Origin of the sequence: Dendrosporobacter quercicolus (genome assembly GCF_900104455.1) — a bacterium.
Classification (GTDB): domain Bacteria; phylum Bacillota; class Negativicutes; order DSM-1736; family Dendrosporobacteraceae; genus Dendrosporobacter; species Dendrosporobacter quercicolus.
Window position 1 is genome coordinate 13,352 of record NZ_FNHB01000016.1, and the last position, 19,739, is coordinate 33,090.

General features: G+C 50.8%; 16 protein-coding genes, 1 riboswitch and 1 other annotated feature. Of the genes, 13 read left to right on the plus strand and 3 right to left on the minus strand.

Features of this window, described 5'->3' with window-relative positions; genetic code table 11:
• Positions 1–11 precede the first annotated feature (11 nt).
• The 5 genes from BLR06_RS18170 to BLR06_RS18190 all read left to right on the plus strand — a co-directional run bounded on the left by BLR06_RS18170 (position 12) and on the right by BLR06_RS18190 (position 8,370).
• Positions 12–1,127, plus strand: a complete 1,116-nt coding sequence (locus tag BLR06_RS18170) for a 4-hydroxybutyrate dehydrogenase (protein WP_092075013.1) — start codon at positions 12–14, stop codon at positions 1,125–1,127.
• A gap of 26 nt (positions 1,128–1,153) precedes the next feature.
• Positions 1,154–2,617, plus strand: a complete 1,464-nt coding sequence (locus BLR06_RS18175) for a 4-hydroxyphenylacetate 3-hydroxylase family protein (protein WP_092075014.1) — start codon at positions 1,154–1,156, stop codon at positions 2,615–2,617.
• A gap of 62 nt (positions 2,618–2,679) precedes the next feature.
• The gene (locus BLR06_RS18180; protein WP_092075015.1) at positions 2,680–3,978 is read left to right on the plus strand and encodes an acetyl-CoA hydrolase/transferase family protein; all 1,299 of its coding nucleotides are present in this window, start codon (positions 2,680–2,682) and stop codon (positions 3,976–3,978) included.
• Between the two features lie 163 nt (positions 3,979–4,141).
• Entirely contained in the window at positions 4,142–7,654 is a 3,513-nt protein-coding gene (gene nifJ, locus BLR06_RS18185) for a pyruvate:ferredoxin (flavodoxin) oxidoreductase (protein WP_423069640.1), read from the plus strand.
• Positions 7,655–8,166: 512 nt separating this feature from the next.
• Positions 8,167–8,370, plus strand: coding sequence for a hypothetical protein (locus tag BLR06_RS18190; RefSeq protein WP_092075016.1), 204 nt, complete (start codon positions 8,167–8,169; stop codon positions 8,368–8,370).
• Positions 8,371–8,668: 298 nt separating this feature from the next.
• Here the strand turns inward: BLR06_RS18190 and BLR06_RS18195 are convergent, their stop codons facing one another.
• On the minus strand, positions 8,669–9,112 hold the full coding sequence (locus BLR06_RS18195; RefSeq protein WP_092075017.1) for a hypothetical protein: 444 nt from the start codon (positions 9,110–9,112) through the stop codon (positions 8,669–8,671).
• A 271-nt stretch (positions 9,113–9,383) separates the two neighbouring features.
• Positions 9,384–9,614 (plus strand) — a binding site (T-box leader).
• A gap of 58 nt (positions 9,615–9,672) precedes the next feature.
• Here BLR06_RS18195 and ilvN point away from each other — a divergent pair.
• The 7 genes from ilvN to ilvB all read left to right on the plus strand — a co-directional run bounded on the left by ilvN (position 9,673) and on the right by ilvB (position 17,320).
• A complete protein-coding gene (gene ilvN, locus BLR06_RS18200) occupies positions 9,673–10,203 on the plus strand; it encodes an acetolactate synthase small subunit (protein WP_092075018.1) in 531 nt (176 codons plus the stop codon).
• On the plus strand, positions 10,184–11,179 hold the full coding sequence (gene ilvC, locus BLR06_RS18205; RefSeq protein ID WP_092075049.1) for a ketol-acid reductoisomerase: 996 nt from the start codon (positions 10,184–10,186) through the stop codon (positions 11,177–11,179). The genes ilvN and ilvC overlap by 20 nt, the downstream gene beginning before the upstream one ends.
• A 79-nt stretch (positions 11,180–11,258) precedes the next feature.
• Positions 11,259–12,806 (plus strand): 2-isopropylmalate synthase, encoded by a 1,548-nt coding sequence (locus tag BLR06_RS18210; RefSeq protein WP_092075019.1) that lies wholly within the window; start codon positions 11,259–11,261, stop codon positions 12,804–12,806.
• Position 12,807: 1 nt separating this feature from the next.
• Positions 12,808–14,070 (plus strand): 3-isopropylmalate dehydratase large subunit, encoded by a 1,263-nt coding sequence (leuC, locus tag BLR06_RS18215; RefSeq protein ID WP_092075020.1) that lies wholly within the window; start codon positions 12,808–12,810, stop codon positions 14,068–14,070.
• Positions 14,067–14,558 (plus strand): 3-isopropylmalate dehydratase small subunit, encoded by a 492-nt coding sequence (locus tag BLR06_RS18220; protein WP_092075021.1) that lies wholly within the window; start codon positions 14,067–14,069, stop codon positions 14,556–14,558. Before leuC ends, BLR06_RS18220 begins: the two co-directional genes overlap by 4 nt.
• Positions 14,555–15,622 (plus strand): 3-isopropylmalate dehydrogenase, encoded by a 1,068-nt coding sequence (gene leuB, locus BLR06_RS18225; protein WP_092075022.1) that lies wholly within the window; start codon positions 14,555–14,557, stop codon positions 15,620–15,622. The genes BLR06_RS18220 and leuB overlap by 4 nt, the downstream gene beginning before the upstream one ends.
• Before the next feature lie 39 nt (positions 15,623–15,661).
• Positions 15,662–17,320: a biosynthetic-type acetolactate synthase large subunit gene (ilvB, locus tag BLR06_RS18230; RefSeq protein ID WP_092075050.1), complete on the plus strand. Its 1,659-nt coding sequence runs from the start codon at positions 15,662–15,664 to the stop codon at positions 17,318–17,320.
• Positions 17,321–17,463: 143 nt separating this feature from the next.
• Here ilvB and BLR06_RS19675 read toward each other — a convergent pair whose 3' ends face one another.
• Positions 17,464–17,637 (minus strand): hypothetical protein, encoded by a 174-nt coding sequence (locus tag BLR06_RS19675; protein WP_173813086.1) that lies wholly within the window; start codon positions 17,635–17,637, stop codon positions 17,464–17,466.
• A 148-nt stretch (positions 17,638–17,785) separates the two neighbouring features.
• The gene (locus tag BLR06_RS18235) at positions 17,786–18,433 is read right to left on the minus strand and encodes a prepilin peptidase (protein ID WP_092075023.1); all 648 of its coding nucleotides are present in this window, start codon (positions 18,431–18,433) and stop codon (positions 17,786–17,788) included.
• Positions 18,434–18,635: 202 nt separating this feature from the next.
• Positions 18,636–18,722, plus strand: a riboswitch (cyclic di-GMP riboswitch).
• A 113-nt stretch (positions 18,723–18,835) separates the two neighbouring features.
• Between BLR06_RS18235 and cpaB the strand changes: the two genes are divergently transcribed.
• A complete protein-coding gene (cpaB, locus tag BLR06_RS18240) occupies positions 18,836–19,735 on the plus strand; it encodes a Flp pilus assembly protein CpaB (RefSeq protein ID WP_092075024.1) in 900 nt (299 codons plus the stop codon).
• Positions 19,736–19,739 lie beyond the last annotated feature (4 nt).

The window sequence follows — 19,739 nt, forward strand, 5'->3', positions numbered from 1 at the left end:
GGGAAAACTGCATGAAGCCATTTAGGATTGTGCCGCAAATAGCGATATATCAAAATTATGGTGAGTTTGCCGATGCGTTCAGCATCGGCTCCGATGACCTGGTGGTCACGAATGAGTATATTTATACTGCAGGAATGCAGCGTGATAACGATCAGAGCAAGCGGATTTTTCAAGAAAAATACGGGGTCGGGGAACCGTCCAATCATATGATGGATGCGATGCTTGCCGATGTGCGCAAGCATCAGTTCAAACGCGTTGTTGCCGTAGGCGGCGGTACGGTCATTGATATGGCCAAACTGCTGACGCTGGGCGGCAATCATACCGCCGCCGAGTATTTCAGCGGCCAAGTGGAGCTTCGCAAGGAAAAAGAACTTTTGCTTATTCCGACCACTTGCGGAACCGGCAGTGAAATGACCAATATTTCCATTTTGGAAATTAAAGAGCAAAATACCAAAAAAGGATTGGCGACAGACGTATTATATGCAGATTATGCGGTACTTATACCGGGTCTGCTGAAAAGTCTGCCATTTAAGGTTTTCGCCACCAGTTCAATTGATGCATTGATTCATGCCACCGAATCTTTTGTGGCTCCTGCTTCTAACCAGATTACCGAGCTGTTTGGCATCCGGGCGCTGGAAATGATTATCGGCGGCTATCAGCAGATCGTGGATAAAGGGCCTGAGCATCGTAATGTTATTATTGAAGATTTCCTTTTGGCAAGCGCTTATGCCGGCATTGCCTTTGGCAATACCGGCGTGGGAGCGGTTCATGCCCTGAGTTATCCGCTGGGCGGCGTTTATCATGTTCCGCACGGCGAGGCTAACCAGCAACTGTTTACCGAAGTATTTAAAGCCTATAAAAGAATAGATCCGGTTGGCAGGATTACCACTCTTGAAGCGCATCTAAGCAAGCTATTGGGCGTGCCGAACGCCAGCGTGTGGAAGGAACTCGACAGTTTACTGGAAAGTATCTTACCGCGTAAGCCACTGCGGGAGTATGGCATGAAACGGGCGGAGATTGAAACCTTTGCCGATAGCGTACTGGAAAATCAGCAACGGCTGCTGAAGAATAATTATGCACCATTATCTCGGCAGCAAATGGTGGACATTTATAGTCAGTTATATTAATTCAATTATATGGGGAGGTCATGAAAATGGCATTGAAAACACCAGAGCAATATGAAGAAAGTTTACGGAAAATGAAGCTAAAGGTCTATGTGCAGGGGGAATTGGTGGAAAACCCGGTTGATCATCCGATCATCCGGCCATCCCTGAATTCGGTGAAAAAAACTTATGAACTGGCGCAGATTCCGGAATATCAGGAACTGATGACCGCTGAGTCGCATTTGAACGGCGAGCGGGTCAACCGTTTCTGCCACTTGCATCAGAACACCGATGATTTGGTTAAAAAAGTTAAAATGCAGAGGCTGCTTGGTCAAAAGACCGCGGCCTGCTTTCAGCGCTGTGTAGGAATGGATGCAATTAATGCGGTGGACAGCGTAACATTTGAGATGGACGAAAAACTGGGCACTGACTATCATAAACGGTTTACCAAGTTTCTTGAGCGGATGCAGGAAGAGGACTGGACTGTGGACGGCGCAATGACTGACCCGAAAGGTGACCGCAGCCTGCCGCCCCATAAGCAGGCCGATCCCGACATGTACGTTAGAGTAGTGGAAAAGCGGGCTGACGGCATCGTGGTCAGAGGCGCCAAAGCCCACCAAACCGGGGCGATTAATTCGCATTGGATACTGGTTATGCCCACCATCGCCATGGGCAAGGACGATGCCGATTATGCCGTGTCTTTTGCCGCGCCGGCTGACGCCGAAGGAGTATTCTATATTTATGGCCGGCAGTCCTGCGATACCCGCAAACTGGAAGGCGTTGAAATCGATGTCGGCAATAAACAATTTGGCGGCCACGAGGCGCTGATGGTGTTTGAGAATGTGTTTATTCCCTGGGAGTATGTATTCATGTGCGGTGAATATGAATTCAGCGGCAGTCTGGTTGAGCGTTTTGCCGGTTACCACCGGCAAAGTTACGGCGGCTGTAAGGTTGGGGTTGGCGATGTCCTCATTGGGGCTGCGGCTTTGGCTGCCGAATACAACGGGGTTGCAAAAGCTTCGCATATTAAAGACAAATTAATTGAAATGGTGCATTTAAATGAATCGTTGTATTCCTGCGGCATTGCCTGTTCGGCTGAAGGGCAGAAAACGGCCTCAGGCAACTATATAATTGATTTGCTGCTGGCCAATGTTTGCAAACAGAATATTACCAGACTGCCCTATGAAATCGCCCGGCTGGCCGAAGATGTCGCCGGCGGCCTGATGGTTACCCTGCCGTCGGAGCATGATTTGCGTCATCCGGAAATTGGTAAAATTGTAGAAAAATACTTTAAAGGAGTAGACAGTATTCCAATGGAAGACCGGATGCGGATTCTGCGGCTGGTGGAAAACCTGACGCTGGGCACTGCTGCGGTCGGCTACCGGACAGAGTCCATGCATGGCGCCGGCTCGCCACAGGCGCAAAGAGTAATGATTGCCCGGCAGGGCGACCTGGGCAGCAAAAAGGAACTGGCGAAAGAGATTGCCGGTATCAAGAAAAAAAATCAGCACTAAAAAAAATTAGCACCAAAGCTGCCCTGGCTGGCGGCTAATCTATAGCGGAATGAGTGATGAGGATGGAAAATTGGCAAAAAAAGCATCAGCATAAGCTGGTTGGGGCGGCCGAAGCCGTTAAGCGTATTAAATCCGGCGACCGGGTGGTGATTGGTCATGCCTGCGGGGAACCCCAGGCGTTAACCAAGGCAATGACCGAACGCTACCAGGAATTGCAAAATGTTGAGATTGTTCATATGGTGGCAATGGGAGATTCCGCTTATGCCCAGCCGGGTATGGAAAAAAGCTTTCGGCATAATGCCCTGTTTGTCGGCCGGAGTACCCGCAAGGCGGTGGAAGAGGGGCGGGCTGATTATACTCCTTGCTTTTTCTCGGAGATTCCCCGCCTGTTTAAGGAAAAAATTCTTCCGGTTCAGGTGGCGTTGCTGCAAGTAACGCCACCTGATGAAGAAGGCTTTTGCAGCTATGGCATATCAGCCGACTATACGGTTGCCGCGGCTGAAACCGCCGAGTTGGTAATCGCCCAGGTGAACCGGCGGTTGCCGCGTACCCAGGGAGCGAGAATACACCTTGATAATATCAGCCTGCTTGTGGAACAAGAGGAGGATTTAATCGAGCTGCCCTCGCCGGTTATTGGTGACGTGGAACGCAGTATCGGACAGCAGATCGCCAACCTGGTGCCGGACGGCGCAACCCTGCAATTGGGCATTGGGGCTATTCCGGATGCCGTACTGCTGTTCCTGAAGGACAAGAAGGATCTGGGGATCCATTCAGAAATGTTTTCGGACGGGGTAGTAGATCTGGTTAACGCCGGTGTCATTACGAATCGTAAAAAAACCATCAATTCCGGCTTATTTGTCGCCACTTTCTTGATGGGGACACGCAAACTGTATGATTTTATTGACCAAAACCCGGTAGTGTATTTAAGACCGTCGGATTATGTGAATGATCCCTGCGTTGTTGGCCAGCATGAAAATATGATTTCTATTAATTCCGCTGTACAAGTGGATTTAATGGGTCAGGTCAATGCGGAAATGATGGGATCGAAGCAATTTAGCGGCATTGGCGGGCAAGTGGATTTTGTCCGGGGCGCAAGCCGGTCTCCCGGTGGGAAATCAATTATTGCCTTGCCGTCAACCGCAGCGAAAGGGTCTGTTTCGCGTATTGTAATCGAACTGGATAAGGGGGCAGCCGTATCGACCAGCCGCAATGATGTGCAGTACGTGGTTACAGAATATGGCACCGCTAACCTGCGTGGCAAAAGCATTCGGCAAAGAGCTGCGGCGCTGTTGGAAATTGCTCATCCTAAATTCCAGCCGTCGTTGCAGGAACAAGCAAAAAAAATAGGCCTGCTTCCCTGAGAAATATCAAGCTCGTTGCAGCGTGAAAAAATTGCAAGGTATCCGGATCTTATCAGATGCGGGTACTTTGCAGGCAAAACATGTGAATAATTTAACAATGCTTGCAGGTACTTAGTGTTTTATTCCCAATTAGTCAAAAAAAAATAAAGGAGCGATTAGTTCAGTGGCAGGAAAAATGAAAACCATGGATGGTAATGCAGCCGCCGCGCATATATCGTATGCATTTACCGATATTGCAGCAATTTATCCGATTACTCCGTCCTCACCAATGGCCGAGAGCGTGGATGAATGGGCGGCCCAGGGCAAAAAGAATCTCTTTGGGCAACCGGTAAAACTGATTGAAATGCAGTCGGAAGCCGGAGCCGCTGGTGCTGTGCATGGGTCATTACAAGCTGGAGCGCTTACCACGACATATACCGCATCGCAAGGTCTCTTGCTGATGATTCCGAATATGTATAAGGTTGCCGGTGAGCTGCTGCCCGCAGTATTTCATGTGAGCGCCCGGGCGCTTGCGGCCAATTCCCTGAGTATTTTCGGCGATCATCAGGACGTGATGGCGGCCCGTCAAACAGGGTGTGCGATGCTGGCTGAGAGCAGCGTGCAGCAGGTGATGGATTTGAGCGCTATTGCGCATTTAGCGGCAATCAAAGGACGGGTGCCGTTCATTAATTTCTTTGACGGCTTCAGAACATCCCATGAAATACAAAAAATAGAAGTGCTGGAATACGGTGAACTGGAAAAATTATTAGACTGGGAAGCGGTCAATAAATTCAGAAAAGGCGCCTTGAACCCCGATCGTCCGGTCGTGCGGGGAACCGCGCAGAATCCGGATATTTACTTCCAGGAAAGGGAAGTAGCCAATAAGTATTATGATGCCCTGCCGGAGCTGATTGAAGGCTACATGGCGGAGATCACCAAGCTGACCGGGCGTGAATATCACCTGTTTAACTACTATGGAGCGCCGGATGCGGAGAGAATGATCATAGCGATGGGTTCGGTGTGTGAGGCGGCCGAGGAAACGGTTGACTACCTGAACGCCAGAGGCGAAAAGGTCGGCCTGCTGACAGTGCATTTATACCGCCCGTTTTCGCTGGAACATTTCTTCAAGTATATTCCGCAGACAGTGAAAAGAATTGCGGTATTAGACAGAACGAAAGAACCGGGAGCGTTGGCGGAGCCGCTGTATCTTGACGTAAAAACAGCATTTTATGGCCGCCAGGATTTCCAGCCGGTGATTGTGGGAGGGCGGTATGCCCTGGGAGGCAAGGATATTGTCCCGAGCCATATCGTAGCAGTGTACGATAATCTGAAAGCCGAGCAGCCGAAAGATGGTTTTACGGTTGGGATTGTAGACGATGTCACGTTTAAATCGCTGCCCATAGGCGGAGCGGATATAGACACAACGCCGGCGGGAACAACGGCCTGTAAATTCTGGGGCTTAGGCTCTGACGGAACAGTGGGAGCGAACAAAAGCGCAATCAAAATCATCGGGGATAAAACAGAGATGTATGCGCAGGCGTATTTTGCCTATGACTCGAAAAAGTCGGGCGGAATCACCATGTCGCACTTAAGATTTGGGAAACAGCCGATAAAATCGCCGTACCTGATCCATAAAGCAGACTTTATCTCATGTTCGCAGCAGTCGTATGTAAATAAATACGATTTACTGGCAGGGCTGAAGGCCAATGGGACATTTCTGCTGAACTGCACCTGGACGGAGGAAGAGCTGGAAGAAAAACTGCCGGGAGCGATGAAACGGTATATAGCCGAGAACAAAATAAACTTTTATATAGTCAATGCGGTAAAAATAGCGCAGGATCTGGGGCTGGGCGGTCGCTTCAACATGATCATGCAATCGGCGTTCTTTAAGCTGGCCAACATCATTCCGCTGGAAAACGCGGTAAAATATCTAAAAGACGCAGTGGTTGGATCGTACGGAAATAAAGGGCAAAAGATTATTGATATGAACAACGCGGCCATTGACCAGGGGATAGAGGCGTCGATTAAAGTAGCGGTGCCTGAAAGCTGGAAGGGCGCGGCGGACGAAGCGGCGGCAGCAAAAGATGCGCCTGAATTCATCAAAAACATCCTTGAGCCAATGAACCGGCAAGAAGGGGATGCCCTGCCGGTCAGCGCGTTTGCCGGGATGGAAGACGGAACGTTCCCGGTGGGAACGGCGGCGTATGAGAAACGGGGCATAGCCATTTTGGTGCCGGAGTGGCAGGCGGAGAACTGTATCCAATGCAATCAGTGCGCGTTTGTATGTCCGCACGCATCAATCAGACCGGTGCTGGCGGATGAAGAGGAAGTAAAAAATGCGCCGGAAGGTTTTGCGGTAAAAGCGGCGCTGGGGGCCAAAGGACTAAGCTACCGGATGGCGGTTTCCCCGCTGGATTGCGCGGGTTGCGGCAATTGCGCGGATATTTGTCCGGCCAAGCAGAAGGCGCTGATCATGAAGCCGCTGGAAACGCAGCTGGAACAAGCCCGGTTATGGGAATATGCGACAAGTGTATCGGCCAAAGCCAATCCGGTGAATAAGAAGACGGTAAAAGGCAGCCAGTTTGAACAGCCGCTGCTGGAGTTCTCGGGAGCCTGCGCGGGCTGCGGTGAGACGCCGTACGCGAAACTGGTGACACAGCTGTTTGGGGACAGAATGATGATTTCCAATGCAACCGGCTGCTCGTCGATCTGGGGAGCAAGTGCGCCGGCAATACCGTATACGACAAACCACCGGGGCCATGGCCCGGCCTGGGCAAACTCCTTGTTTGAGGATAATGCGGAATTCGGCCTGGGGATGTTCTTAGGAACGAAAGCGGTGAGGGAAAACCTGGCAAGCGATATAGAGGCTGCGCTGGCGTCGGGAGTGAGCGCCGAGCTGGAGGCCGTATTCAGCGAGTGGCTGGAAACGCGCAATACGGGAGAAGGAAGCCGGGAGAGAGCGGATAAGATTATCGCAATATTGGAAGAGGAAAAAGGCGGCAATGAGCTGCTCAACAAAATTGCGTCCAGCGCGGACTTTTTAGTAAAACGGTCGCAATGGATATTTGGCGGAGACGGCTGGGCGTATGATATCGGTTACGGCGGCCTGGATCATGTATTGGCGTCGGGAGAGGATGTCAACGTGCTGGTGTTTGATACCGAAGTGTATTCAAATACGGGAGGCCAGTCCTCGAAATCGACCCCGGCGGCGGCGATCGCGCAGTTTGCGGCCAGCGGGAAAAAGACCAAGAAAAAAGACCTGGGCTTGATGGCGATGAGTTACGGTTATGTGTATGTAGCGCAAATCGCGATGGGAGCGGATAAAAATCAAACGCTCAAGGCAATTGCCGAAGCGGAGGCGTATCCGGGCCCGTCGCTGATCATAGCGTACGCGCCGTGCATCAATCACGGTTTAAGAGCAGGAATGGGCTGCAGCCAGCAGGAAACGAAACGAGCAGTGGAGGCAGGCTACTGGTCAACGTACCGCTATAATCCGTTGTTGAAAGAGGCGGGAAAAAATCCGTTTATTTTAGATTCGAAAGAGCCGAGCGGTAATTTCCAGGAGTTTCTGATGGGAGAAGTACGCTACTCGTCCTTGAAGAGACAGTATCCGGAATTTGCCGAAGCGCTGTTTGCCAAAACGGAGCAGGATGCAAAAGAAAGACTGGAAAGCTACAAAAAGCTGGCCGGTTTATAGACTGTACCGCCCGGCAAAGCATAATTATTTAACTGTATCAGGAAAAGGCATTTGGTGATTGTCACCAAATGCCTTTTCTGTTATATAAATATAGTAACCGGCAGTAATCGCAGAGGATGTTTTGAGCTGTTTGACGGAAGGGAGTATAGAAATAAAAAAATAAATTGACAATGATAATCATTATCTTATATACTTTAAGGTAAGATAAAAATAATCAGTTGTTTGCTAGCGCCTTGGCAAGGCAGATGTTAGTTTTAGACAGCGGAAAAGATGCGTTGTACAAACCTAATACTTTATCAAGTCTGGTATCTTGTACACAGCTGATTCGGCCTAATCAGGCTTGCAGCCGTTGTTTTATTTGTGCATAAGTTAAGCATGGGCTGCATATAAATAGTTTTGTTGAGTCTTTTATTTGCAGTAGCTGTTCGGCGTGGGAAAGCTGGCAGCAGGTCGTTGCTGACAATAAAACGTTTACATTTTTTTATTTTATCACTTGGAAGGGAGCTGTTATAATGGTCGAAAAACGAATAAAAAAGTTATATAATAGGCTGATGGCGCTAGGCTACTCGCCGTTTCATGTTGAAATCATTTTGCAGGAGACGATTGGCATTCCGGATATAACTTCTGTGGAGGGCGGACGGAAGGAAGATATCATCCGGGTATTGGAGCAATATGAAAAGCTGGGCACAGAGTATATGACCGCTTACAGCAAGTGAAGTATTTTTAGCGCGGCCCTAGTGTCTTGACCAAGTTAAATCTTAGCTTAGCCAGCGTATCTTTTGCGCACTGCTGCGTTGGCCGTAACGGCATAAGGGCAACATCGGTTTTTGCCTTCGCTACGCTCGGTATAAACCGTGTTTTCTTTATCGTCAGTCGGCATACGTCCGTAGGCCTCATTCCTCCACCTGGTCTTACGAAAATTGGTCTCACCATCCACTGGCAGTTTCAAGACTGGCGGACTAGGATAAATAAAAAAGCGGCGATCAGGCCTGAGCCTGATCGCCGCTTTTTGCCTTATGCTTTGCCGTTGGCGTCGTACTTAGCGGTCAAAGTGCCTTGCGGAGTTTTTTTGGCATTTTTGGCGGCTGTTGACGATGCGTAGTCATTGTTGGCATCGTATTGGGCAGTCAAAGTGCCGTATTGCGTTTGGCTGGCATTGGCGTTAGGAGCGGCGCTGCTGCCGGTGGAAGCATAGTCATTGTTGGCATCGTATTGGGCAGTCAAAGTACCGTATTGCGTTTGGCTGGCATTGGTATTAGGAGCAGCACTGCCGCTGGCGGAGGAATACTCGCCGTGAGCGTCAGACAATGCAGTCATCGTGCCGTATTGAGCTTTGCTGGCACTAGTATTCGGCGACTGAGTGGAAGTTGAGCTGGAGTACTCCTTGTTAGCATCCGCGGTAGCAGTAAGAGTACCGTATTTTGCTTTGCTTTCACTTGTTTTGCTGTTGGATGTCATGCAAAAACCTCCTTAAAATTATATTTGGCCCTGCTATTAGTATCTAAAAGTTACGAAAGAGAATACCTGGAATTTTTTTCAATGGGCCGGGCTGCTGTTTTGCCAATAAATGCCTGCGTTTATTTGGGGGACAGCTGTCTACAATAAAAATGTGTTTTTACATAATACAAATGTTGAAATTATTGGAAAAAATATTAACAAAAACAGCTTGACAAAACCATTTGGTATTGGGATAATGTATACAACGTAATATTCATGGACTTAAGTCCTAATACAAGTAATGATTGGGTAAAAGGCAAATGATGACACTGCAGAGAGCCGGTGGTGCTGTAAACCGGTGTGCTAGTTTGCTCAGCTCGCCCATGAACTCTTTCCTTGAACGCAAATGCCGGCCGGTATTTGGGCTAGAGGAAAGCGCTGCCCGGCGTTAAGCGGTTTGCTGGTATTAGTCCAGCGTAATGAGTACAATGTAGGGTGGTACCGCGGTTAATCCGCCCCTATTGACCAGGCTTTGGTCAATAGGGGCGTTTTTTATATTCCGTTCCAAGGGGGGGAGGCCATTGAAGCACGTATTGTCAGTATTGGTACAGAATCAGCCGGGGGTATTGGTGCGGGTTGCCAGCATGTTCTCGCGCCGAGAGTTTAATATCGACAGCCTGGCTGTTGGTGTTACTCAGCTTCCGGAGTATTCGCGGATGACGGTTGTTGTTCACGGGGATCAGGCCATTATCAGCCAAATGATTAAACAACTGGAAAAATTAGTGGAGGTAGTTGCTGTCCGGATCTTGCCGCCGCATTCATCGGTAAGCAGGGGGATGACGCTGCTAAAGGTAAACGCTGAAGGCGATACTCGCGCGGAAATTCTAAAAATGGCGGAAATATTCAGAGCTAAAGTCGTGGATGCTCAAAAAACCACGCTGATTTTGGAAATTACCGGCGATGATGAAAAAATTGACGCATTTACCGAAATACTGGCGCCTTACGGGATTCTTGAAACCATCCGTACCGGCCTGATTGGGCTGGAACGGGGCGATCATACCATTTATAAAAAATACGAGGAGAGCGATAATGATGGCGAAGATGTATTATGAGCAGGATGCAAACTGGGATTTAATTCAAAACAAAACGGTAGCGGTGATTGGTTACGGCAGTCAGGGGCATGCCCATGCTCTTAATCTTAAGGATAGCGGCGTCAGTGTAATCGTAGGCTTGTATCAAGGCAGCAAATCCTGGACAAAAGCGGAAAGCGATGGTTTGACTGTTGCCCCGGTAGCTCAGGCTGTAGCTGCCGCCGATATTACGATGATTCTAATTCCGGACGAGAAGCAGGCCAAGGTTTATCGGGAGGAAATTGCTCCTAACCTGCAAACTGGGAGCGCTCTGGTGTTTGCCCATGGTTTTAATATTCATTTTAACCAGATTATTCCACCCGGCAATGTCGATGTATTTATGGTTGCGCCAAAGGGACCGGGTCATTTGGTTCGCCGGGTATTTACCGAAGGCGGCGGCGTACCTTGTTTGATGGCTGTTCATCAGGACTATAGCGGCGCCGCGCGGGAACTGGCTTTGGCGTACGCCCGCGGCATTGGCGGGGCGAGGGCCGGGGTTCTGCCCACAACGTTTAAAGAAGAAACCGAAACCGATTTGTTTGGCGAGCAGGCTGTGTTGTGCGGCGGCTGCACCGAACTGATCAAAGCCGGTTTTGAAACTTTGGTGGAAGCCGGGTATCAGCCGGAACTGGCCTATTTTGAATGTCTGCATGAAATGAAATTGATTGTGGATCTGATGTATGAGGGCGGTATGGCTGCGATGCGCTATTCGATTAGCGATACGGCCGAGTACGGCGATTATATGATTGGCAAGCGCATTATTACCGACGAGACCCGGGCAGAGATGAAGAAAGTACTGGCTGAAATTCAAAATGGTGTGTTTGCCAGAAACTGGATATTGGAAAATCAGGCCAACCGGGCTGAGTTTTCCGCAACCAGACGAAGAGAAGCCGAGCACCAGGTGGAAAAAGTGGGCAAGGAACTGCGGTCAATGATGACCTGGTTGAATAAGAAGTAAGCATCAAGCGGCTGTTGGAACACGAATTTGTCAGAGTTTCAACAGCCTTACCAATAAAACTACCAAGGAGGTGGCTGATTTGGATATTACCAGAATTAAAATCTTCGACACAACGCTGCGCGATGGCGAGCAAACCCCCGGCGTTTGTCTGGAAGCCGGCGAGAAGCTGGAAATCGCCCAGGCTCTCGCCAAATTGAAGGTCGATGTCATCGAGGCCGGATTTCCCATTGCTTCACCCGGCGATTTTGCGGCTGTCAGTATGGTGGCGGCCAATATTCAGGGACCGACCATCGCCGCTCTGGCCAGGGCGAACAAGAAAGATATTGACTCTGCCCGGCAGGCGCTGGAAAAAGCTGAGAGCGCCCGGATTCATACGTTTATTGCCACCAGTGACATTCATTTGGAGCATAAGCTGAAAATGAGCCGGGGGCAGGTGCTCGCCCAGGCGCAGGATGCCGTAAGGTATGCCCGGCAGTTTGTCAGTGATGTTGAGTTTTCCGCTGAAGACGCTTCGCGTTCCGACTGGGATTTTCTCTGTCAGGTGTATCGTGCGGCAATTGCCGCGGGAGCTACCACCATCAACGTACCGGATACCGTGGGTTATACCTCGCCAGGCGAGTTTGGCGCATTAATCGCCTATTTGCGGGAGAATGTGGTCAATATTAACCAAGCGGTGATCAGTGTACATTGCCATGACGATCTGGGGCTGGCTGTGGCCAATTCGCTGGCGGCTGTGGCCAACGGCGCAACCCAGGTGGAATGTACGATTAACGGCCTGGGTGAACGGGCCGGCAATGCCGCAATGGAAGAACTGGTCATGGCGTTGAATACCCGCAGGGAGTATTACCGGGCGGCAACCGGTATCGACACAAAGCAGATTTACCGCGCGTCCCGGCTGGTCAGTACCCTGACCGGAATCATTTTGCCGCCGAATAAAGCGGTAGTCGGTGACAATGCTTTTGCGCACGAGTCAGGTATTCATCAGCATGGGATTATGAATCACGCGTTAACTTATGAGATTATGCAGCCGGAATCGATTGGCATCAGCCATAATACCATTGTTTTAGGCAAGCACTCCGGCCGGCACGCTTTTGAAGAGCGGCTTAAGCAGCTCGGTCATGAGCTGGACAGTCAAACGGTCAACAATCTGTTCGGCCAGTTTAAAGAATTGGCTGACCGCAAAAAAATGGTGTTTGACCGTGATATAGAAGCTCTGGTCAATGTGAAAAAGACGGAAGCTCCCGAATGGTACCGGCTGGTCTATCATACTGTGGTCAGCAGCAACAAAACGGCGGCTACGGCATCTGTTCAATTAAGCAGCGGGGATAAAGTCATTGAAGAAGCCAGCTGCGGCGACGGGCCGGTTGACGCAATTTTTAAAGCGCTGGAAAAGGCAGTAGGACTGTCGATTGATTTAAAGGATTATCAATTGAAAGCGGTAACGGCGGGTGAAGACGCGCTGGGCGAAGCAACCGTCCGGATTGAGCGGGACGGACGAACCTTTAGCGGCCGCGGTCTTAGCACCGATGTCATTGAAGCCAGCGCCAAAGCTTATCTGAATGCCATTAACAAGATGCTGGCTGTTTGCGGTTGTTCGCCGGCCGGGCATAAGGAAGGGGTTGTTTAGTATGGGCATGACGATGACGGAAAAGATTCTGGCCCGGCATGCCGGTTTAGCCGCCGTTTCACCCGGACAGTTAATCAAGTGCCGGCTGGATCTGGTACTGGGCAACGATATTACTTCACCTCCGGCGATCAAAGAATTTGATAAAATTGGCCGGCCGGTGTTTGACCGGGAGAAGATTGTGCTGGTGCCTGATCATTTTGCCCCCAATAAAGACATCAAGTCAGCCGAGATGACCAAAATTGTCCGGGAGTTTGCCCGGAAACATGAAATAGTCAATTATTTTGAAGTAGGCCGGATGGGGATTGAGCATGTGTTATTGCCGGAAGCGGGCTTGGTTGCTCCCGGCGAGGTTATTATCGGCGCCGATTCTCATACCTGTACCTACGGGGCGGTAGGCGCGTTTGCCACCGGTGTCGGGTCAACCGATATGGGGGCGGCAATGGCTACCGGCGATACCTGGTTTAAAGTACCGGCAGCCATCAAGGTTGAATTAACCGGAAGCCTGCCTAAATGGGTGGGGGGCAAAGACGTCATTTTAACACTGATCGGCATGATCGGCGTAGACGGGGCTCGTTACCAGTCGCTGGAGTTTACCGGCGGCGGACTGGCATCGCTGACTATGGCCGACCGGCTGACCATTGCCAATATGGCTATTGAAGCCGGAGCGAAGAACGGCATTTTTCCGGTGGATGATGTGACCAGAGATTACCTTAAAGACCGGGTGACCAAACCGTATGAGGAGGTTCAGGCTGACACCGATGCAGTATATACGCAGGTAGTAACCATTGATTTGAATCAGTTGACGCCGGTGGTGGCTCTGCCGCATTTGCCGGAGAATGTCCGGCCGGTGCAGGAGGTGCCGGAAACGGTGATTGATCAGGTCATTATTGGTTCCTGTACCAATGGAAGAATTGAGGATTTGGCTCAGGCGGCTCAGGTTTTGGCCGGACAAAGCATTCACCCTGCGGTCAGGGCGATTATTATTCCCGGCAGTCAGGCGGTATATTTGGAAGCAATGCAGCGCGGTTTTGTCGAAACCTTCATTAAAGCCGGCGCTGTGGTCAGCACGCCGACCTGCGGTCCCTGTCTCGGCGGTTATATGGGCATTCTGGCGGCCGGTGAGCGGGCTGTGGCGACAACGAACCGGAATTTCCGCGGGCGGATGGGGCATGTAGACAGTGAAGTTTATCTGTCCGGGCCGTATGTGGCGGCGGCCAGCGCTGTACTAGGCCGCATTGCCGCTCCTGAGGAGGTATTGGCATGATTTTAAAAGGTAAGGTTTGGCGTTATGGCAATAACGTGGATACTGATGTGATCATTCCGGCCAGGCATCTGAATACTTCCGAGCCGCAAGAACTGGCTGTCCACTGTATGGAGGACATTGATCCTGATTTTGCCGGTAAGGTGCAACAGGGTGATATCATTGTGGCCGACAAAAATTTTGGCTGCGGTTCGTCGCGTGAACACGCACCGGTGGCCATTAAGGCCAGCGGCATATCGGTAGTGGTGGCTGACAGCTTTGCCCGGATTTTTTATCGCAATGCGATTAATATCGGCCTGCCGCTGCTGGAAATCGGCCCGGCGGTGAAACGGATTAAAGCCGGTGACAAAATCAGTATAGATTTAAGCTCAGGCTCGGTGGAAAACCTGTCAACAGGCGAAGTCTTTACTGCGCAGCCCCTGCCTGGGTTCATTCAGGATATTGCCAAAGCCGGCGGCTTGGTGAACTATGTGAAGGAGGCGCAAAAATGAGTAAAGCGATTGTGGTTATTCCTGGCGATGGGATCGGGGAAGAAATCACTGCCGCCGCTGTTGCCGTATTACGGCGGGCTGACCATAAACACTCGCTGGGACTGGTTTTTGAGACGCACCAGGCTGGCGGCGCCGCCCTTGATTTGTACGGTTTGCCTTTGCCGGAGCGTACAGTGGCGGCGGCCCGGCAGGCTGACGCCATTCTGTTGGGCGCGGTGGGCGGTCCGAAATGGGATGCGGTCCAGCCGGAGCTAAGGCCGGAAAAAGCCATTCTGGGCTTGCGAAAAGCTCTGGGGCTGTATGCCAACTTACGGCCTATCCGGGTGCCGGCGTCATTGTCGGAATATTCACCCTTAAAGCCGGAGATTGTCAGTGATATTGACATACTGATTGTCAGAGAGCTTACCGGCGGCATATACTTTGGCGACCATTGTGAAGCCACCGTGATTGACGGTGTTGAAAAAGCCTGGGATATTGAGGTTTACAGCGTTCCTGAGGTGTCCAGAATTGTGGCGCTGGCTTGTCAGGCCGCAACACTGCGCCGGGGCCGGGTGGTATCTGTTGACAAGGCCAACGTGCTGGCATCCTCAAGGCTGTGGCGGCGTACGGCTGAGCAGGCGGCGGAAAAATATGCCGGTGTGACGCTGAGTCACATGTATGTGGACAATTGTGCAATGCAGCTGGCGTTAGCGCCGAAAAACTTTGATGTTATTGTGACCAGCAACCTGTTTGGCGACATCTTAAGTGATGAAGCCGCCGTTTTAGGCGGGTCAATTGGCATGATGCCGTCAGCCAGCCTGGGGGAAGGGCCCGGTTTGTACGAGCCTATTCATGGTTCCGCTCCGGATATCGCCGGCAAAGGCATTGCCAATCCGGTCGGAGCAATTCTGTCAGCGGCAATGCTGCTTAGACACTCGCTTACCGCAGAAACCGCGGCAGTAAGCATCGAGCGGGCGGTGGATAAGGTTCTGGCCGATGGCTACCGGACTGCCGATTTGTACCGTCCGGGATTAACGGAAGTGTCAACTGAGGACATGGCCCGGTTGATTGAACGGAATATTTAAACGTATCGTCGTATGACAGAAAGGAGGGCAGCCATGAAGATGACGGGAGCTAAGGCAGTGATCGAATGTCTGGTGGAGCAAGGTGTTGATACGATATTCGGCTATCCGGGCGGGATGATTCTGCCTCTCTATGATGCCTTATATGATGCGACAGGCCTGCGGCACATTCTTACTGTGCATGAGCAGGGAGCAGCCCATGCCGCCGACGGTTATGCCCGGGCCAGCGGCCGGGTCGGCGTATGTATAGCAACCTCCGGGCCGGGGGCGACAAATTTGGTTACCGGACTGGCGGCGGCGTTTATGGATTCGGTGCCGCTTGTGGCCATCACCGCTCAAGTACCGACAAATTTGCTGGGGCGTGATGCTTTTCAGGAAGTGGATATTACCGGCATTACCATGCCGATTACCAAACATAATTTACAAATTAAAGATATTCGCAAACTGCCGCAGCTGCTCCGGCAGGCCTTTAAAATTGCCGGCAGCGGCCGTCCCGGCCCAGTGCTGGTGGATATTCCGCGTGATGTATTGTGCGCCGAATTTAATTTTGACACCATCCCAGTGATGCCATTGCCTGACTGGAAGCTAACCCGCCGGGTTGAAAATCTTGTGAGGGAAGCGGCTGAAGCGATTGGCAAAGCCAGCCGGCCGGTCATTGTCGCCGGCGGCGGGGTTATTTCGGCCGGCGCCAGTCCTGAGCTGCTGGCCTTGGCCCAAAAACTCCGGCTGCCGGTGGTTAGTACACTGATGGGCTTGGGGGCTTTTCCGGCGGCAAGTGATCAATTCCTGGGTTTAACCGGCCTGCATGGCTGGCAGGCGGCAAATAATGCGGTACACGGCGCTGATGTGATCATTGCCGCCGGCAGTCGTTTTAGTGACCGGCTGACCGGTAACCGGGCTCAGTATTCGAGTGATAAAGTGGTCATCCACATTGATATTGATCCCGCGGAAATTGACAAAAATGTCTTAACCCATTTGGGTTTGGCCGGTGATATGAAAACAATTCTGACCCTGCTTGAGCAATATTGCCGGCCGGGGAATATTGCTGACTGGTGGAATACCATCGGCCAATGGCAGCGGCAATATACCTTTCGCTATGACGACAGCGCGTTAAACGCACCCTGGGTAATGCGGCAAATGGCCGAAAAAACCGCCGGACAGCCGGTCGCTTTCACCACCGATGTCGGTCAGCATCAAATGTGGGCGGCCCAGCATCTGAAAATTGAAACGCCCCGTTCCTGGATAACTTCCGGGGGCTTGGGGGCAATGGGCTTCGGTCTGCCTGCCGCGCTTGGCGCCCAGTTAGCGTTAGGTGACCGCCGGCGAATCGTTAATATTGTTGGCGACGGCGGCATAAAAATGACCGGGAATGAATTTTTCACAATAGCGGCCCAGTGTTTGCCGGTGATTACCGTCATTATCAATAACAGCGGGTTGGGCATGATCAGACAGCTGCAGCACGCCTTCTATGATCAACGCTACACTGCCTGCTGTTTGCCGCAGGAGGTTGATTTTTCCATGTATGCCAGGGCTTTTGGCATACACAGCGTCACCGTAAACCGGCCGGAAGAGTTTTGTCAGGCTTTTGACGCAGCCTGGTCATCCAGCCGGCCGGAGGTTATTGTCGTCAATGTCGCCGAAGATTTTGTCAGGCCTATGATTACCCCGGGGGCGGCCTTAAATGAGTTTGTCGATATGTAGGAAAATACGAATAAAACAAGAATAAAAACCACGCCGGACGGCGTGGTTTTATCATAAGGCCGGACATTAGGCAAGCTGGTATCCGGAATAAACAATATGCAGGGTTACGGAGCAGGAAAATCGTTTGCTGACGCATGGTATCGTTAAACGTTTTGCAGCTTACGGCTGCCCAAGGTATTGCGGTTAAACAGTTTATTGCAGTTTTTTATTAATATCAAAAATGGCGCGGCAATGACCAGACCAAACGTATACAAGGTAAATGCCACACCTAATACGGCAATGAATAGTCCGTAAACAACCCGGGTTAGCATTGACATAGCAACCACTCCTAATTAAGTAAATTAATTATTTGTTGTTACTTATATTATAGCGTTTTTGCCATTAATTTGGAAGTGTTTTAAATAAAATAAATTATTTAAATTATATTATTTAAATAATTATAGATATAAAAGAGACCGGGCAACGTTAGGCGAGCAGAGCAATCATAGCGCTGAAAGCAAAATAAGGGCCATACGCTATGGTGTCCCCGGGCTTTTTTCTTTTGCCCAACAGCAAGAAGGCGCTGATCAGGCCTGCGCTTAAACAGCCCAGCAGCACGGTGAGCAGCAGTTTTTCCGTGCCCAGCCATAAGCCGAGAACAGACAGCAGCTTGATATCGCCGCCGCCAAGTCCTCCTTTGGTGAGGACCGCGATAAGGAAAAAAATCAACCCTCCGGCGGCCGCAGCCAGGAGGCGGTTGACGAGCAGGGCCGGCAAAACAGGCGAAAAGCACAGGGCCAGGAACAGTAAGGGCAGGAGTACCTGATCCAGAATGATCTGCTGTTCAAAATCCATCACACTGATCAAGAGCATGAATGCGATAAAGACCCAGAAGCTTAAGAGCTGCGCCGCATCAATCGCCAGCTGCCCGCTCAGGGCGTACAGCGGGAAAATCAGGGCAAGCAGAATGAGCGGGCGCCGGGACTGCACGCACAGCAGCTTTTGCGGGGCTTCCAGAATGGCGACAGAGCGGTTCATTAAACCGGCGATTGTTGCCGCTAATATTTGACTTACAATGATTGTTAACGCTAAAAGCGTAAGGACCATACCAAAGAATGCCATTTGGTCAGGCATGGGGAGACCGCCTTTCAGGGTGAAGTTTGCCGCCGGGCGTTCCCTGGTGTCATTTCGTAAGGCCGGCGGAACAAAAACCGGGACAGCAAGAGTAAATGCCCGATTTGGGAATTTATTATGATTTTGTTAAAATTTCATGATTTTATTTAAGTAAGTATTGTAGATTTTATGATAATGCGTTAGTATTATTTTGTAAAGAAAATGAAATAATTGGCAAACTTATGCGAAAGCTAAGGACGCAAAGCCGTGGGTCTAAGGATAGAATGTCTATGACTGCCTGGTTGCATAAAAAACTGATTACAAATGTAATTTTGTATTCTTTTTATGCAGCCAGGCTTTTTTGCTTTTAACATAATGTAATTGTGGATGGGGTTGTCATGTTTTGCATTGGGAGGATTTATTTTGAGTTTGCCTCAAATTTCAAAAGGACTGGTAGGAAAATTAGAACAAATGGCGCCAAAGCGCCTTATTCTGCTGGCCTTTATGGTGAGTTTGCTGTTTACGCTGCTGCTGTATTTTTATCTGGCGAAACTGGAAAATGAGCAGCAGGAAAAGCCGCCGCTGACAGGCGTGGTTATTGCGGCTGTAGATATTCCGGAAAAAACGGTCATCAAGTCTGAAATGCTCAAAACGGTTCAACTGCCGCGGGAGCTTAGTCAGCCGGATACGGTAACCGATTTGTCCTCTGTGGTGGGGAAGACTGCGAGAATCAGTATTCTGCAGGGTGACCCCGTAACGGAAAAAAAACTGTTTGGCGATATCAGGCTGGCCGGTTTTACCGGCAGTATTCCGGCGGATAAGCGGGCCATGTCGATTGCGATAACGGACACGACGGCAATTTCCGGCTTTGCCCAACCCGGCGATTATGTGGATGTCATGCTGGTTACCGACAAGGCCTACCCCAATACCATTTCAGGGGAAATGATTCTGCAGAACATCCTTTTGCTGGCAATTAATAAAAGCAGTGCCGCCACAGCAGGGAGCAAGGACGGCAAGGCCGAGCAAATGGCTACCGCCACCCTGGCGGTTGACCCGGCGGCGGCAGTCCGGCTGGCTGTGGCGCAGTCACAGGGGATGGTATATCTTGTTCTTCGCCCCTTACAACCAAAAGAAAGTTTTGTATTGACCACCAAGCTGCTGGCGCAGTTCGGACAGGCTCCGGAAATGCCGCGCCCGGCGCAAGCGGATTCCGCTGCGCCGCCTGTCAGGCCTGCGCCGGAGCAGGAAGCGCCGGTCCAAAAACGTGCGGACGGCATTTTGGTCATCCGCGGCAGCTCAGCAAATATGGTAGAAGTGCGATAGGGGT